Annotated in this window: 16 protein-coding genes and 2 tRNA genes; 9 read left to right on the plus strand and 9 right to left on the minus strand. The window is 49.5% G+C overall.

Annotated elements, in window-relative coordinates; translation table 11 throughout:
• Positions 1-4 precede the first annotated feature (4 nt).
• Entirely contained in the window at positions 5-1,618 is a 1,614-nt protein-coding gene (locus tag FW415_RS12460) for an alpha-amylase family glycosyl hydrolase (protein ID WP_148385378.1), read from the minus strand.
• Positions 1,619-1,719: 101 nt separating this feature from the next.
• Positions 1,720-2,451 carry an alpha/beta hydrolase fold domain-containing protein gene (locus FW415_RS12465; protein ID WP_168208796.1) on the minus strand — a complete coding sequence of 244 codons (732 nt, stop codon included), beginning with the start codon at positions 2,449-2,451 and terminating at the stop codon, positions 1,720-1,722.
• A 280-nt stretch (positions 2,452-2,731) separates the two neighbouring features.
• Between FW415_RS12465 and FW415_RS12470 the strand changes: the two genes are divergently transcribed.
• The 4 genes from FW415_RS12470 to FW415_RS12485 all read left to right on the plus strand — a co-directional run bounded on the left by FW415_RS12470 (position 2,732) and on the right by FW415_RS12485 (position 7,411).
• Entirely contained in the window at positions 2,732-4,009 is a 1,278-nt protein-coding gene (locus FW415_RS12470) for a hypothetical protein (protein WP_148385383.1), read from the plus strand.
• A 6-nt stretch (positions 4,010-4,015) separates the two neighbouring features.
• A complete protein-coding gene (locus FW415_RS12475) occupies positions 4,016-4,711 on the plus strand; it encodes a DUF6320 domain-containing protein (protein WP_148385386.1) in 696 nt (231 codons plus the stop codon).
• An 88-nt stretch (positions 4,712-4,799) separates the two neighbouring features.
• Positions 4,800-6,023, plus strand: a complete 1,224-nt coding sequence (locus FW415_RS12480; RefSeq protein ID WP_148385388.1) for a PQQ-dependent sugar dehydrogenase — start codon at positions 4,800-4,802, stop codon at positions 6,021-6,023.
• Positions 6,024-7,147: 1,124 nt separating this feature from the next.
• Positions 7,148-7,411 (plus strand): hypothetical protein, encoded by a 264-nt coding sequence (locus FW415_RS12485; RefSeq protein ID WP_148385390.1) that lies wholly within the window; start codon positions 7,148-7,150, stop codon positions 7,409-7,411.
• 27 nt (positions 7,412-7,438) lie between these two features.
• Here FW415_RS12485 and FW415_RS12490 read toward each other — a convergent pair whose 3' ends face one another.
• Both FW415_RS12490 and FW415_RS12495 read right to left on the minus strand, forming a co-directional pair.
• Positions 7,439-7,936: a sulfatase gene (locus tag FW415_RS12490; protein WP_210420875.1), complete on the minus strand. Its 498-nt coding sequence runs from the start codon at positions 7,934-7,936 to the stop codon at positions 7,439-7,441.
• A gap of 40 nt (positions 7,937-7,976) precedes the next feature.
• Positions 7,977-8,339, minus strand: a complete 363-nt coding sequence (locus tag FW415_RS12495; RefSeq protein ID WP_148385396.1) for a helix-turn-helix domain-containing protein — start codon at positions 8,337-8,339, stop codon at positions 7,977-7,979.
• A 131-nt stretch (positions 8,340-8,470) separates the two neighbouring features.
• Here FW415_RS12495 and FW415_RS12500 point away from each other — a divergent pair, with 131 nt between their 5' ends.
• Positions 8,471-8,794 carry a nuclear transport factor 2 family protein gene (locus tag FW415_RS12500; RefSeq protein ID WP_148385398.1) on the plus strand — a complete coding sequence of 108 codons (324 nt, stop codon included), beginning with the start codon at positions 8,471-8,473 and terminating at the stop codon, positions 8,792-8,794.
• Between the two features lie 126 nt (positions 8,795-8,920).
• Here the strand turns inward: FW415_RS12500 and FW415_RS12505 are convergent, their stop codons facing one another.
• The 5 genes from FW415_RS12505 to FW415_RS12525 form a co-directional block, all read right to left on the minus strand.
• Positions 8,921-9,643: a DoxX family protein gene (locus tag FW415_RS12505; RefSeq protein ID WP_148385401.1), complete on the minus strand. Its 723-nt coding sequence runs from the start codon at positions 9,641-9,643 to the stop codon at positions 8,921-8,923.
• A gap of 106 nt (positions 9,644-9,749) precedes the next feature.
• Positions 9,750-10,094, minus strand: a complete 345-nt coding sequence (locus tag FW415_RS12510) for a hypothetical protein (RefSeq protein ID WP_148385403.1) — start codon at positions 10,092-10,094, stop codon at positions 9,750-9,752.
• Positions 10,095-11,174: 1,080 nt separating this feature from the next.
• A tRNA-Leu gene (locus FW415_RS12515) sits at positions 11,175-11,260 on the minus strand.
• Between the two features lie 85 nt (positions 11,261-11,345).
• A tRNA-Gly gene (locus tag FW415_RS12520) sits at positions 11,346-11,421 on the minus strand.
• Between the two features lie 76 nt (positions 11,422-11,497).
• The gene (locus FW415_RS12525; protein WP_148385406.1) at positions 11,498-12,331 is read right to left on the minus strand and encodes an RHS repeat domain-containing protein; all 834 of its coding nucleotides are present in this window, start codon (positions 12,329-12,331) and stop codon (positions 11,498-11,500) included.
• A 198-nt stretch (positions 12,332-12,529) separates the two neighbouring features.
• Here FW415_RS12525 and FW415_RS12530 point away from each other — a divergent pair, with 198 nt between their 5' ends.
• The 4 genes from FW415_RS12530 to FW415_RS12545 are packed head-to-tail and all read left to right on the plus strand — an operon-like array spanning position 12,530 to position 15,426.
• Positions 12,530-13,453 carry a DUF3667 domain-containing protein gene (locus FW415_RS12530; RefSeq protein ID WP_168208797.1) on the plus strand — a complete coding sequence of 308 codons (924 nt, stop codon included), beginning with the start codon at positions 12,530-12,532 and terminating at the stop codon, positions 13,451-13,453.
• 13 nt (positions 13,454-13,466) lie between these two features.
• Positions 13,467-14,246, plus strand: a complete 780-nt coding sequence (locus FW415_RS12535) for an enoyl-CoA hydratase-related protein (RefSeq protein ID WP_148385411.1) — start codon at positions 13,467-13,469, stop codon at positions 14,244-14,246.
• Positions 14,247-14,258: 12 nt separating this feature from the next.
• Positions 14,259-14,894, plus strand: coding sequence for a carbonic anhydrase (locus tag FW415_RS12540; protein WP_148385413.1), 636 nt, complete (start codon positions 14,259-14,261; stop codon positions 14,892-14,894).
• 4 nt (positions 14,895-14,898) lie between these two features.
• Positions 14,899-15,426, plus strand: a complete 528-nt coding sequence (locus FW415_RS12545) for a hypothetical protein (RefSeq protein ID WP_148385416.1) — start codon at positions 14,899-14,901, stop codon at positions 15,424-15,426.
• Positions 15,427-15,494: the final 68 nt, after the last annotated feature.

The following is a 15,494-nucleotide window of genomic DNA, read 5'->3' on the forward strand; positions in this document are numbered from 1 at the left end:
CACATCAGTCCGCACGCTCCAGCCTGATCACCAGCCCTTCATCCCCATCCAGGCTGATCATATCACTTATCTTGCTGCCTTCCGATTCCCGGGATGCGGAGAGTTCCACCGTTCCGCTGAATGTGAAATCCTGCGGCCGGAAATAACCGGGGCGGTGGGTGAGGTTCAGCACGATCAGGAATCCATCGCAGCCCTCCTGCTGACGGGTAAAAGCCAGGAGCTGGGTGTCTGCATAAACGGTCCTGTAGCTGCCTGTGGCAAGCGCAGGCTCTTTACGCCGCAGGCTGATCAGCCTGCGGTACAGGCGCAGCATGGAATGGCGGTCTTCCCGCTGTTCCAACACATTCATACGCGCATAGGCCTTGTCCAGCCGCAGCCATGGTTTATTTTCCGTAAACCCGGCATTCTTGCCGGTATCCCACTGCATGGGTGTGCGCGCAGGATCGCGGCTGAGGTTTTTATCCGGCATATTCAGCCCCTGCGGGTCCATGATCTCTTCAAAAGGAATGGCTACATCGCGCATCCCTATCTCGTCACCATAATAAATAGTTGGCGTACCCCGCAAGGTAAGCAGCAGCATGGCGGCAATGCGGGCCTGCCCAGCGCCAACGCGACTGGTGATCCGGGGCCTGTCGTGATTGCTGAGCACCCAGTTCGGCCAGCTCTGCGGCGGCAAAGCGCCTTCGTATTGATCGATGGTAGCGGCGATCTGCAGGGCGTCCCAGGGGAGGGACAGCAGCAGGAAGTTGAAGGGGAGATGTGCGCCTTTGTTATCGGCGCCATAATAGGCCATCAGTTCCCTGATCGGCAGATACACTTCCGCGATCAGTACCCGTGCATCTTCGTATTCTTCCAGCACGCTGCGCATCCGGCGGGTGATCTCCTGCACCTCCGGCTGATCTGTAGAATACACCGGCAGCAACTGGTCATAGTCCGGCATATGCTGCGCGAAGTCCGGATTAGGCGGATTGTTCCGCAACTGTTCATCTTTGAAGATGAACCACAATACATCCACCCTGAAGCCATTCACCCCCTTGTCCAGCCAGAACCGCATGACATCGAACATCGCTTCCTGTACGTCAGGATTCCGCCAGTTCAGGTCCGGCTGTTCTTTCAGGAAGGAGTGATAGTAGTATTGCTGTGTTGTCTCATCCCATTCCCAGGCGCTGCCGCCGAAAACGCTCAGCCAGTTGTTGGGCGGAGAACCATCGGGTTTCGGGTCTTTCCAGATATACCAGTCGCGTTTCGGATCTTTCCGCGAGGAGCGGGATGACAGGAACCAGGGATGCTGGTGGGAAGTATGGTTCGGTACCAGGTCCAGCAGCAGCTTCATACCCCGGGCATGCACGGCGGCCAGCAGCTCATCGAAATCCGACAGGTTGCCGAAAATGGGATGGATATTGGTATAATCGCTTACATCGTATCCAAAATCAGCCATGGGAGATGGGAAAATGGGCGATATCCAGATGGCGTCTATACCCAGCCAGTGGAGATGGTCCAGCCGCCGGATGATCCCTTTCAGGTCACCGATGCCGTCGTTGTTGCTGTCCTGATAAGACCGGGGGTAAATCTGGTAAATGACGCCCGTTTGCCACCATGGTTTTTGCTGCTCTTTCATATCCTGCTTTTTGATCAGAATAGTGCACAATATTTCTGCCAGAAATGGATATGCGCATACTTGTTCGGGCAATTACCGGATGCAGGCCGGAAATTGCACCGTTATTTTTGGTTCCTGTCTTCCATCTTCAGGATCAGATCGATGATCTGTTGTTTGGCTTGCTGCGACTCCGGGAAGTGCAGCAGTATCCAGCCGTGGATCATGTCTGCATACTCATAATAATCCAGGTCGGCTCCGATGGATTCGGCCATGGCTTTCAGTTTCCGGGTATCGGCGGACAATATTTCATGAGAGCCTGCAAAAACGGTGATGCTGCCCAGGTCTTTCAGCGGGCCGTTTATGGGGCTGAGCAAATAATGATCGGGGCTTGTTCCGCCTGCATACAGTTTGCCTGCCTGCCGCAGGCTTTCTCTTCCCAGAAACGGGTCTTTATTATCCAGGGCTTTTATGGCAGGGTTTTCCAGGGCAATGTCAAGCCAGGGGGATAGCAGAATGATGCGGCCCGGCATCGGCATATGATCGTTTTTCATTTTTTGCGCCAGGGCCAGCGCGAATCCCCCGCCTGCGGAATCACCCATCAGCACCAGCGAGGAGGGATCATGCACGGAGATCAGCTGTTTATACAGTGATTCCACCATGGCAAACGCCTCCCGGTAAGTATGCTGCGGGGCCAGCGGATAATCCGGCGCGGTAATTCCGGCGCCGGTGCCTTTGAGCAATCCCGACAGGAAATACCAGTGCGGCAGGGTAAAGGATTGCACATATGCGCCGCCATGCAGGTATAAAATATGCGTGCGGCTGCCGGTTGCGCGGGCCGGCTGGAGCGTGAACACATTCCTGGCATATAATTGATGTTTTTCAATACGGCCGAAGAGTGAGGCCGGGGGAACCGGGCAATCAAAGCGATCGAATCTCCCGGATCTCAGCTGTCGCTGGAGAAAGTTTTTTTTATCGATCAACCGTAAGAGAAAAGTGAATATCTTGCTTTGGTAACTTGCCAAAATAATTGATTGCTGTTAACGCCGGTGAAATCTGCATTACATCCCGAAGATAGTCATAAATGGCGTCAACATTGAGGGGATAACATATCACGGAACAAATCTTATTGTTGTTATGGAAGGTCAGGTACATCACAGCGATCGCTGGCTTCGCCTGGATAATGCGGCCAAAATATATCCCGCCATAAAAGGTGAGGAGCTGACCGCCGTTTTCCGGGTAGGCGTTGAGCTGAAGGACCGGATCAGGGCCAGGCCGTTTCAGCAGGCAGCACAGGCCATAGAGGACCGTTTCCCGTATTATAAAATGCAGTTGAAATCAGGTTTCTTCTGGTATTACCTGGAGGCGGAGAATCTGCCTGTTGCCATAGAGGCAGATCAAGGGATTCCCTGCCGGGCCTTCGGTAAAAATGAACTGATGTTCAGGGTGCTGGTGAGAGAGAACCGTATCAGTGTGGAATTTTCTCACATCCTTACAGATGGCACCGGCGCCTTTGCTTTCCTGAAAACACTGCTGGCTGTTTATTTTGACAAATGCGGCATACCGGTTCCCGCGGACCTGGAATATCTCCATCCCGGGGAACAGCCACATCCTGAAGAATCGGCAGATGCGTATAACCAGTATTTCAGGAAGATCGATGTAAAGCCGGTAAAGGTCCCTTTGGCATTTCACGTTCCCTTCCGGCTGAAAGGCACTCCCCGTTTTGAAGTGCTGAAAGCGGTGATGCCGGTGACGGATGTGATCAGGGCAGCCAAAGCATATAACGTGAGCCTCACGGAGTACCTGACGGCCGTTTATCTCTATGCTTTACAGGAGGTCTATCAGCAGCTTTCGGAATTCGGTAAACGCACCAGCCGCAAGATATTGAGAATTGAAGTGCCGGTGAACCTCCGGCGGATATTCCCTTCCCGCACCATGCGGAACTTTTCCCTGTATGTAATGCCGGGCATCGATCTGCGGTTAGGACATTTTACTTTTGAAGAGATCGTGAAAACGGTTTATCACCAGATGCAGCTGGAAACCGATAAAAAACTGATCAGCAAAATGATATCGCGTAATGTGGGTGGTGAGCGGAATGCGTTCCTGAGACGGGTGCCGCTGTTCTTCAAGTCCTTCATCATGTCCAGATTGTACACATCGGGAACAAAGCAATACAGCGGCGTGGTGACGAATCTGGGCAAGGTGAGTTTTGGAGAGGAGATCGATGCGCTGATCAACAGGTTCGTATTTGTTCCCCCGCCACCCAATAAAGTGCTGCGTGTCAGTTGCGGTGTGGTTGGGTTTGGAGATGAACTGGTGCTGGCTTTTGGCAATATCACGCGGTCGAGGGAGCTGGAGCGGGTTTTTCTGACGTACCTGGTGAAGAATGGCATACCTGTCAAGATCATTAAATAATCAGCTATGTATTGTAAAAACTGCGGTGTAGAGCTGGAAGAAGATATGCTGGTCTGCCCTTTATGCGGCAAACCGGTACATGACCAGGATGCGGAATCTGCGGTTGACGACAAGCCTGCAAGTTATCTGAAGGCTTCGTTGAACAGAACGCAACGCAGGTTCACCTGGGAGATCATTTCCATCATTTTAGGTTCCGGTATCGTTGCCGCCCTGATCGTCAATTTGATCATCAGTAAAAAGATCACCTGGTCGGAATACACCACGGCATCCGGACTGGTCATCTTTTGTTATGTGTCCATCTTCGCTTTCTGGACAAAGAACAAGCTGGCCGGGATAGCCAGCGCTTTTATACTGGCTTCCGGCGGCCTGTTGCTGCTGGATGTGATCACCGGGGGAGTGAGCTGGGCGGACCGGCTGGCGATCCCCCTGCTGCTGGGAGTGAATGTGATCGGGCTGATCTATATGAAGGTTGTTCAATCGGCGCGGTATAAAGGGATCAACCTGATCGCCTATGCTTTTATGGGTGCGGCATTGTTGTGCATATCCGCTGAGTGGATCATTTCGTTCTTCATGTGGGGAACATGGCGGCTGAACTGGAGTGTAATTGTCGCGGCATGTGTAGTACCTGTCGTGGTAATTTTGCTTTTTATCCATTTCAGGCTGAAGAAAGGGCAGGACCTGAAGCGGACGTTCCATGTCTGACGGGCGGACTGCCGCCGGCAGTGCATAGGGGCGGATTGGTAAATCCCGCTATAAATACATAACTTGTAAGGCATAAATTCTCAGAAGCATGAAAAGAGTTACTCCTATGTTTTTTGCAGCGGCCATGCTGGCATTGGCTTCCTGTGATTCTGCCCAAAAGCAGGGAACGGCAGCAACGGACACATTACCGCCGGTGGAATCGAAAGCGGCCAATACATCCTATGCACCCGCATTTCCCGGCCAGACCAGGATTGCAGGTGTAAAAACTGCCACACCCTATGAGGTGAAAGTGCTGGACAGCACCCTTAAATTCCCCTGGGGCATTGCCAGTCTCCCTGACGGCAGGTTCATCATTACCGAAAAAAGCGGCACCATGGTGATTGCGTCCGCTACGGGAGAATTGAGCGAGCGGCTCACCGGTATTCCGGAAGTGAACCCCAAAGGTCAGGGTGGTCTGCTGGGCATCTTCGTTGATCCCGGTTTCGAGACGAACAGGATGTTATACTGGGTGTTTTCCGAAGCGCTGCCGGAAGGTAACCTGACCGCGGTAGCGAAAGGAAAGCTTTCCGCGGATGAAAAGACGATCGAAGGCGCTACCGTGATATACCGCGCTACGCCGGCTTATAAAGGCACCCTGCATTATGGCGGGAGGATATTGATGGATAAAAGCGGTAACCTGCTGGTGAGCACCGGGGAACGTTCCGATCTGGAAACAAGGCCCCAGGCGCAGGACCTTAAATCCGCATTAGGGAAGATCGTACGCATCACTACAGACGGTCAGCCTGCGGCAGGCAATCCCTTCGAGAACAATGCGGATGCGCGGCCGGAGCTTTATTCCTACGGTCACCGGAATGTGCAGGGATTAGCTTTTCACCCGGGGACGGGGGATCTGTGGGAAACAGAGTTCGGTCCACGCGGTGGTGACGAGCTGAACAGGGTGGAAGCCGGCAAGAACTACGGCTGGCCGGTGATCACTTATGGTATTGAGTATAGCGGTCCCAAGATCGGAGACAGCATACAGCAAAAGGAAGGTATGGAGCAACCTGTTTATTACTGGGACCCTGTGCTTTCCCCCAGCGGCATCACGTTTTACAGCGGCAAGGGCATTGAAGAGTGGAAGAATAATCTCTTCATCTGCGGCCTCAGCAGCATTCATATCGCCAGGCTTGTTATTGAGGATAACAAGGTGACAGGGGAGGAAAGGCTGCTGGAAGGAGAAGGCCAGCGTTTCCGCGATATCACGGAAGGGAAGGACGGTGCGCTGTATGCCGTTACGGACCAGGGGAAATTGTACAGGATATCGAAGCAGTAGATTCGTGGTGGTGGATCTTTAGCCCCGCATGGAAGAATATCATTGGTAATTGGTCAGGCTGTGCCTGGCCAATTTGCTTTTTTGGATGTTCTTCAATACCGGTTGCATCAGCATTCGTTGCTGTTTAATAGGGCATTTGCACCTATTGACCGTTTTTCGTTAATGCATCACATCATCCAGCAGTAGTTCGGTTTCCTGCTTCGCCGAAGCCTGCTTTAAACAAGCACCCGGAACTAAAGAAGAAGCCCCCGGCAGGCCGGGGGCTTTCCTGTTATATGCAGTCAAGGCTTACCCTTTTCCGCATTTGTTTTTGTCGCAGTTTACCGGTAGGCAAGGTTTCGGACAAGGCTTTGGGCAGGGCTTGGTACAGGTTTGTGCTGTACATGCGGGTTTCCTGCCTTTGTCCTTGTCCTTTTTTTCGGCGTTTGCAAAAACTGCCGATCCGCTCAGCAATACGAATGCTGAAGCCAATAGAAATGCCTTTTTCATATGTAATGTTTAAAATGAAAGTAAAATTGGTTCCGAAGAATGGCGATATGTGTCAGTGTACATTCGGAGGTTTCCAGGTCGTTGAGCAGAAGATGAAAACGTAGTCTGACCTGAATAGCGGATATTCTCTTTTTATAAGGCCGGGTGATTTGCCTGGCAGCACTGCACCCGTTAGCGTCATAACATAGCAAAGGGGACAGTTCAGATAGCAATTGGTCTCCTGCCTGTCCGATGTATCCTTTGGCGGCTTCTTGCAGGGGCTGCAAGCCGTTTTGGCTGTACATGCTTCCTCCGGAGCAGGCATGCAGTAAGCAGGCAGGGCCGCCAGTTCTGTTATATAGGTAAACAGGCAAATGAATAATATGGAGGCTCTTATCTTCAAAGAAGATGATCTTTCATTCTAAAATAATGAAAAAATCATACAGGGATTATCTTTTTGTTATGAACGGCGGATTGCGGCGGGGGAAATCAATTTCAGAAGCGTGGATTTGATGGAATGCTACCTTGAAAGCAAGCGCCGAAAAAGAACTTCATCTTGTACATGACGCAATAGTTCGGGATTAGAGGCTAACATGCGCTACTTCTTTTAAGATATGGGGTTGACGTTGATATTTGAACGTGTAAAATATTCATATTTGGAGTGTACTTCAGATTTGAAGGGAATAGATGCAAAAGCTCATAATAATGATCCGGATACTGTACTTGAAAAAATAAGGAACTGGTTAACTGCTGCATCAAGAAGAAGAACAATTCCTGGTGTTAATAAACTTAGGAGAGATTTCAAAGAGTTTAAAGCCAGGCTCCCGGCAATTTTAGACGATTTGGGAATTGACGGAGGGGAAACTTTATATAATGACTATTGCCAAATAGTGGAAGAGGCAATAAAGGAGAAAATTTAGCTTCTTCTAAAAGACAGAGAAGTGTGGCTAACTACCCGGTTGCGTCAATTTCGGAAGGGAATCCCACCACCGCAACAATTTGTCTTTCAGCTTTTCAACAATGGCCGGCTCGCTCTCCTGAATATTATTCGTTTCGTATTTATCCTCTTTTATGTTATACAGCTGAATATCCGTACTGTCGCTATTCATCAGCAGTTTCCAGTCTTCGGAACGGATCGCAAGATTGGGGCTTTTATCTCTGGGTGGAGGATATCTGAAGGCAATGTCGTTACGGCCATATTCCCAGAACATTTCTTTGTTTCTTGTCGCCGGCTTTCCCAATAATACGGCGCTTCTGTCGATGCCATCGCTGCGGTAATCTCCTGGAAGGGAAATGTTGCTCAGGCTGGCGAGGGACGGGATCAGATCTACGGCGCTCATTGCAGAGGAACTGTCAACAGTGCCGGGGGGAATATGTCCCGGCCAGGATATGATGAAAGGCATGCGTACGCCTCCTTCGTATAAGGATAGCTTTGTGCCTCTCAACCCCGCGGCCCTGCTGCCCCTGAAACTTGGCAGCGGTACATCAGCTTTGATGAAGACTTTTTGTAATCACACATTTGAGCCGCTCCTCATAATCATCCCCCCATTGCCCTAACGTATTGATGATGGGAATCAGGGTTTTGCCGAATTCGGTAAGGCTATATTCTACCTTCGGGGGTACAACGGGGTAGACGATTTTCGTGATCAACTCATGATCTTCCAGTTCTTTCAATTGTACGTTTAAAACTCTGCGGGATGCATCCGGGATCTGGCGCTGCAGCTGACTCGGCCGCTGATGCCCTTCATTGATAAACCAGAGCAAACGCATTTTCCATTTACCGAACAGAACTTCGCCAACCAGGTCAAGCCCGCAATTTAATGTTGGTAAACTTTTTCTTTGATACATAGGACAAAATTAAGACTTATGCTTAAAGTAGCATAGGGGATAAATTTATCCCTATATGATTCGCTTTTCCGTACTTGCAGGGAAGGTGCATACATCCGAAATTTGTACGGTAAAATAAAAAAATAAAAACGATGAAATTGCCAAAAGTGATTAAAGAAATGATAGATGCTCAGAACAATTATGATAGCATCGCCCATACCGGGTGTTTCTCGGAAACAGCTGTGGTTGCAGATGAAGGTAATGAGTATTCGGGAAGGTCCGAAATCAGGAGCTGGATTGAAAAGTGTAACGAGCATCTGCGCCCTTTTTTGAAACCGTTGGCGTACAACGAAAATGGAACGCAGAATATTCTTTTGGCAGAAGTTTCGGGAAACTTCGATGGAAGCCCGTTGGTCATGAAATTTCACCACACCATTGAAAACGGACTAATACAGCACCTGAACATTACCACCTGATGGTTTCGATGAATCGCCGGATTTTATCAACGGGGAAGAGATGTTACTGCAGGAGGGTTTAAGCGCTATTATTCATCGGAATATCTCGTGAACTGTTTAAATCATTACCCTTTCATCTTGCAATAGCTACTTGATAATGGATTTGCGCATATCCTTTGCTCTGTCAAAATTTGCCAGACAACTATCCAGTGGCAGACCTTGTTTATAAATGCAGTCGCAGAAAATTTCGCAGGCCGCGGGATTTTTGCTGCCGGCACATTGATTTCTGCACGCAGCTTCGGAGTTGCACGGCCCGATCTCATACAAATAGGAGGTGCCGATGATGATAAAGGCCAGGACTGCAAAGCAACCGCCAAAAAATATGATCCGGAGCCGCATACCCAACGGCTTTTCTGTCACCATAGGATCTGCTTTGGGCTGCTTGAACGGCAAAATGTGTTTTAAGCGGTTATAATCCCAAATCAATAAAAACAAGCTTGCCAATACCATCATCGTGACAATGCGGGTGCCTTCAAAACGGGTAGCATAAGTCAACACACAAATATTGACGATGACCGGAAAATACATCAGTGCACCGAGAAGGGAAGTTCGCGGGATCAGTAATAATATAGCTGTTATGATTTGGACAATTCCAATAAAGGTATAGTAGTATCCCGTTTGGTGCAAGGCATCGAAGTAATGGCCTAAAGGGTTATTGGACGGCAGGCCTGCAGCAAATCGTTCATTCATGATTTTAACGGAGCCTGCTGGAATAAAACTCGCGGCCAGCGCGATGCGGCAAAAAACAGCAAACCGCTTGAACCATTTGTCAGCCTTTGCCTCATGATATATTTTTTCCATCCGGTTCATACTTGCATATTGAATGATCTATAAAAGATATAACGCCGAACCTTTTTGTTGGGTTCACCACAGACTTTCGAATTAGCCAATAGCGGGAATATTGATCCCTTTAAATTCATGTTTTTTTTCGCGTGATTATTTTACGGAAGAGATAGCAGAGATAGTAAAGCACCAATGCTATTGCCGCCCAGTAAATAGCAAATGCAATCAACAGTATGGGAGGTACCGGATCCGGATCTTGAGCCAGGAATGATAAGGGTTCCACCAGGATATATTTGACAGGGTATATGATAGCACCCGCTGTATTTTTCCAGGCTATTGACGAGCCACCCCCCGGATACCACTCTCCGTTGCGTGGAAAGAGCGAAATTTCGTCTCCCAAAAGTGAATTGGAGATAAATTGAAAGGCAAAAGCCGAAATAAGGAAGATGGTGATAAATCTTGTTTTTGAAATTTTCATGGTGTCGATTTTATGTGATGTAATTCAAAGTTAATGAAAAGTACTTTGAATTACAAAGTGAATGTAATATTTTGAGGTGTTTTGCTTTGGATCTCTGGCTTTGGTTTTTGGGGTATCTGGTTCTTTACTTCTCAAATAACCCAATCAGCTTATAAATTCCAGGATTTGCTGAATTTTTGCGATTTACAACATTAAGTTTCAGCTTAGCGAAGATGCATTCACCCTCAAGCGGGCGGTTTCGTGTCTGTATAGAAATTCTTGGTTTTAATCAACTATTAAATATAACATATGATACATCCTGTGCTGAATGAAGATTGGTCAGATTATGATGACAGGCGTATTCGAGATGGGGGAGATCGTTCAAAATTCTCTTGTGAAGAACAATGGGAAGTAGATTATCTTGTCAGTAAGTTGAGAAAACATTTTCCACATAAAACAGATATCGCTATTCGTAATGCAATTACATCTTGCTGTGGTGTTGTAAGGGCTCCCCGTCCCAGGTAGCAATTTGTTTTGAAGTATGACAATAGCGGGTTATAAAAAGTTGAAAGCGGCGCTGATTGCACAAAATCAGAAAGTTCGTCATTCGCAGAAGGCTGCGTCCGCTCTAATAGATGATTTGGGGATTCGAGATATTATTGTTTCAACTACCCCGAAGAAAGTAGCGGCTAAAAAAGCCGTTAAAAGATCCCCTGCTTCGAAATAGTTAATACTCTTCCCATTAATGATGATTATAAAAACTCAAAAGATCGGGTACTTCGTAAGTTGGATTGTGCGGTTATAAAAAACATTCATGAACTTAACAATAAAACCGGAGAACCGCCATTCGATACCGTAAGGGGAATTTTTATCGAAGGAGAACCTATTTACGATGGTGCGGGCTTCCATGAAAAGACGCATGTGCAAATATGTGTAAGAAACCCAAATTGCATTTTAGGTTTTTTTAATCCGCGAAAGGAAGTGAGTTGGCCTTGAAGGGATTGGAGAATTTGCTTTATCTGTACCCATTCATCTGCTTGCAATTCCCTGAAAATAACAAAGGCCTCCTTTCGGAAGCCTTTATACCTGATTGAAAATCAGTACCCGGGACGGGAGTCGAACCCGTACGAGCCTTGCAGCTCACAGGATTTTAAGTCCGGCGTGTCTACCAATTCCACCACCCGGGTATCCTGCCTTGTAAATGTATAAAAACATTCACAAAGAACTTTAAACAAAAATTCCAAACCGCTTTGGACAGTTTGGAATATCGTCTGGAGCGGAAGACCGGGCTCGAACCGGCCACCCCGACCTTGGCAAGGTCGTGCTCTACCAAATGAGCTACTTCCGCTTATAAATAAGAACTTTTTTCGTTGGGATGGCAAAGATAGGAATTGTTTTAATTCTGCAAAGTATTTTTTTTACGTCTACTTAAAATATTCATACTGGTACCGTACCATCCCCAACAGCTCATTCCCTTTCCCATAGCAGTCTTCCCGCTCCGGCAGTCCCTTGCCGTCATAACTGTATTTCCAGATCATATAATCTCCCCGTTCAATATTTACCACCGTCATCTGCGCCAGCTTCCCCGCGGCATCATACTCAAAACTGTAATCCGGCAGCATCCGCTTGCGGCTGGGATGATAACGCAGCACATCGGTCAGCCTGCCTTGCGCATCATAATTGTAATACACCCGCTGGCGGCCGGGGTGCGCTTCTTCGGTCACCCGTCCCGCCGTATCGGTCACCACCGTCACAAAAACGGAGTCCAGCCCCTCTTTTTTGATCACCAGCCCGGTAAGATGCCCGAGTGTGTCATACACGAAATACCGGCTTTCCATCATCCGGAACTTGTCCTCACGCCCCTTCGAGCTGTTCTGTATCTGCAGCAACCGTCCTGCGCCGTCATATTGATAGGTGATCGTATTGATGGCGGTTTCGGAACTATCCACGGTTTTAGTGAGCCTGCCGGCATTGTTGAAAGAGGAGGTAAGCGTGGAGCGGCCGCTGACGCTGCTTTGCGTAACGGCGCGCATCTGCCGGTGGCTGGCATTCATGCCGCGGATGCAGATGAAATCATTGTCCGTCTGCTGATTGGCATCCAGTGTTCTTACATGCTGGAAGCTGACCTTGTTGGCCTTGAACGCTGCCATGGTAGCCATTGTCTGCTGTGTGTTGTACACATCCTGGTAAAAATACTGGGCTTTGGCCTGGCCTGCCACCAGTAAAAGGCCTGCGAATAGTGTTTTCAATATATTCATAATGCTGATGCCCCTTTGGGGGAGCTGCAAAAATACTAACGTTCGAACAAAACAAAACGTATAAATCTTTTATCTTTAGCCATCGTTAACTGAAATCTAAACTGTGAAAACACAACACCTGAGGGGAAAGACAAGAACTGCCTGAACTGCGGTACAGAGGTGCCGGACCGGTTCTGTTCGCACTGCGGACAGGAAAATGTGGAAACGAAAGAGTCATTCGGTCATCTGGTCAATCATTTTTTTCAGGATATCACGCATTACGATTCAAAATTCCTTTCCACCCTCAAATACCTTTTCTTTTACCCGGGCTACCTTACCAAGCGCTACCTGGCAGGCCATCGCGCAGATTTTGTGAACCCGATCCGCCTGTATGTATTCACCTCTTTCGTTTTTTTTCTTATCCTGAGCATGGTCAACAGCGGCGGCGATACGGTGCGCGCGGAGGAAGTGGAAAGCAGTGTCAGGCAAACGGCGGGGCGTGCGCTGGAAGCGGCGAAGCTGAGACTGGAGGATTCCCTGTCCCGCGCCACCAACAGGACCGATTCCATCGACATCGAAAAAGCCATCCGCGGGCTGGAATTTGGCGGACAGCCCTTTCTGGGCGTGCAGAAACGCACCGTCCGCGAGTATGATTCCCTCCAGCGCGCACTCACTCCTGAAGAGCGGGATGGCTTCCTGCAGCGCAAATTCATTGGCAAGATGCTGAGCCTCCGCGAACGCCACGGCAGCAGAGCGGAGGAGGTGCTGAAAAACAAATTCACGCACAACTATCCGAAGCTGATGTTCATTCTCCTGCCATTCTTCGCCCTCGTGCTGAAGTGGTTCTTCTCCCGCAGCAAGATGTATTATGCGGAGCACGGGATATTCTCGATCCACATCCATACGTTCATCTTCCTCCTGTCTATCCCGCTGATGCTGATCAACCTGCTGCTGCGTTATGACGACCTGTACGGATGGATGCTGCTGCTGGTTTTCATCTACTACGTCTTTGCCCTGCGCAATGTGTACGGGAAAACGTTCGGCGGCGCTTTGTGGCGGGCGGCACTGTCCCTCGTCGTATATTTCGCAGGCACGGTCGTTGTATTGCTGCTGTTTTTATTATTTATTCTGATATTTGCCTGATAACGTTATGAATATGCCCCCTGAATTTCTGATCGTACACCAACAGGCGCAGCCTTACATTGCGCATATCCGGCTGAACCGGCCGAAGGAGCTGAATGCCCTCAATCTCCAGCTGATGACGGAGCTGCGTGATACCCTTAAAGCGCTGGACGAAGATGAACAGGTACGGGTGATCGTACTGAGCGGGAATGACAAGGCCTTTGCAGCCGGGGCGGACATTAAACAGATGGCCGGGCGTTCCGCCATGGATATGTATAATGTAGATCAGTTCAGCACCTGGGATGCGATCAAAAAGATCAAAAAGCCGGTGATCGCAGCGGTCAGCGGATTTGCGCTTGGCGGGGGATGTGAGCTGGCGATGCTCTGCGATATGATCGTTGCCAGCGAAACGGCGAAATTCGGCCAACCGGAAATAAAGATAGGGGTGATGCCCGGGGCGGGAGGCACCCAGCGCCTCACCCGCGCGGTAGGCAAAGCCCTGGCGATGGAAATGGTGTTGACGGGCAGGTTTATTTCAGCAGAGGAAGCATTGCATGCCGGGCTGGTGAACAAAATCGTGCCGGTAGAGTTATACCTTGAAGAAGCGTTCCGCCTCGCGGCGGAGATCGCGCAGTTAAGCCCCATCGCTGTAAAAATGGCCAAAGAGTCCGTATTGCGGGCATTTGACAGTACATTGGAAGAAGGGCTGCATTTTGAACGGAAGAATTTTTACCTGCTCTTTGCTTCGGAAGACCAGAAAGAAGGCATGCAGGCCTTCCTGGAGAAGCGGGCGCCGGTATTTAAAGGCAAATAAACAATAACAGGCATGGAACTTTTCAGGCAACTGCTGGAAAATAACAAAGTATGGGCCGCCAAAATGGTGGCGGAAGACAAGGATTTCTTTACCCGCCTGCAACACCAGCAGGCGCCGAAATTCCTGTGGATCGGGTGCTCGGACAGCCGGGTGCCGGCCAACGAGATCACCAATACGCTGCCCGGTGAGATATTCGTGCACCGCAATGTGGCCAATATGGTCGTGCATACGGATATGAACCTGCTCACGGTACTGGAATACGCCGTCAAGATACTGAAGGTAGAGCATGTGCTGGTAGTTGGTCACTACGGATGTGGCGGCGTAAAAGCGGCCATGACCAATGATAACCTGGGCATCATCAACCCCTGGCTGAAACACATCAAGGATGTTTACCGCATCCACCGCGAGGAGGTGGACGGGCTGGACACACCGGAGGTGCAGGCGGACCGCCTGACCGAACTGAACGTGCGGGAACAGGTGATGAACCTGGCCAAGACCATCACCATCCAGGAAACCTGGCGTAAGGAGCAAAGGCCGCACCTGCACGGCTGGGTGTACGGCCTGAAAGACGGGCTGATCAACCCGGTGTTTGACATGCCCCCGGATTCCAGGATAGACCCGATCTATGAATTTGACATCAACCCTTAGGCATATGAAATACATCCGCATCGCGGCCCTTGCCGTCTTCCTATATGCATGCCAGTCCACCGGCGGCAATACAGAAGAACAGCAACCGCCCGATTCCCTGACCATGATACCCACAGATACCATGATCCAGGTAACGGATACCGCACTGACCCCCTCGCTGGTGGAATCCTGGCGCAGCTATGAGAGCTTCAACGGAAAGTATGCGGCAGACACCCGGCTCCTGCAGCAGAAACCCTTAAAAGACCGCCTGAAAACACTGCTCGGAAAAGAAGAGAACGATTTCCTGCAACGCTATAAAGTAACCCCGCCCATCGAAGTGGAAGCCGGTATTCTTTTTAACGAAGGATGCAAACCGCATAACTGCACCGTGGAGGAAGCCGCCCTTGCCGTCAATATGAACGATGATATCCTGTATGTAGGCATTGCCCGGAACAGAACCGTGAAACTCTTCGGTGAAAAGGGCGATACCGCCTGGCCGCAGAAACTGCTGGACTGGAAGAAGAAATTTGACGAAAGGGAAGGGGTGAGATAAACACTCCTTCCCCCGAACGATAGCATAACACGAACATGTAATAGGCACTTGCCAAACTATTGCATAAC

The organism is Chitinophaga sp. XS-30 (assembly GCF_008086345.1).
In the GTDB taxonomy this organism is placed as follows: Bacteria; Bacteroidota; Bacteroidia; order Chitinophagales; family Chitinophagaceae; genus Chitinophaga.

Excerpts from the sequence above, each read along its gene's own strand:
- FW415_RS12525 (WP_148385406.1), bottom strand. The coding sequence starts at position 12,331 with ATGAATATATTGAAAACACTATTCGCAGGCCTTTTACTGGTGGCAGGC.
- FW415_RS12495 (WP_148385396.1), bottom strand. The coding sequence starts at position 8,339 with ATGTATCAAAGAAAAAGTTTACCAACATTAAATTGCGGGCTTGACCTG.
- FW415_RS12545 (WP_148385416.1), top strand. The coding sequence starts at position 14,899 with ATGAAATACATCCGCATCGCGGCCCTTGCCGTCTTCCTATATGCATGC.
- FW415_RS12540 (WP_148385413.1), top strand. The coding sequence starts at position 14,259 with ATGGAACTTTTCAGGCAACTGCTGGAAAATAACAAAGTATGGGCCGCC.
- FW415_RS12475 (WP_148385386.1), top strand. The coding sequence starts at position 4,016 with ATGTATTGTAAAAACTGCGGTGTAGAGCTGGAAGAAGATATGCTGGTC.
- FW415_RS12535 (WP_148385411.1), top strand. The coding sequence starts at position 13,467 with ATGCCCCCTGAATTTCTGATCGTACACCAACAGGCGCAGCCTTACATT.
- FW415_RS12460 (WP_148385378.1), bottom strand. The coding sequence starts at position 1,618 with ATGAAAGAGCAGCAAAAACCATGGTGGCAAACGGGCGTCATTTACCAG.
- FW415_RS12500 (WP_148385398.1), top strand. The coding sequence starts at position 8,471 with ATGAAATTGCCAAAAGTGATTAAAGAAATGATAGATGCTCAGAACAAT.
- FW415_RS12480 (WP_148385388.1), top strand. The coding sequence starts at position 4,800 with ATGAAAAGAGTTACTCCTATGTTTTTTGCAGCGGCCATGCTGGCATTG.
- FW415_RS12505 (WP_148385401.1), bottom strand. The coding sequence starts at position 9,643 with ATGAACCGGATGGAAAAAATATATCATGAGGCAAAGGCTGACAAATGG.
- FW415_RS12470 (WP_148385383.1), top strand. The coding sequence starts at position 2,732 with ATGGAAGGTCAGGTACATCACAGCGATCGCTGGCTTCGCCTGGATAAT.
- FW415_RS12510 (WP_148385403.1), bottom strand. The coding sequence starts at position 10,094 with ATGAAAATTTCAAAAACAAGATTTATCACCATCTTCCTTATTTCGGCT.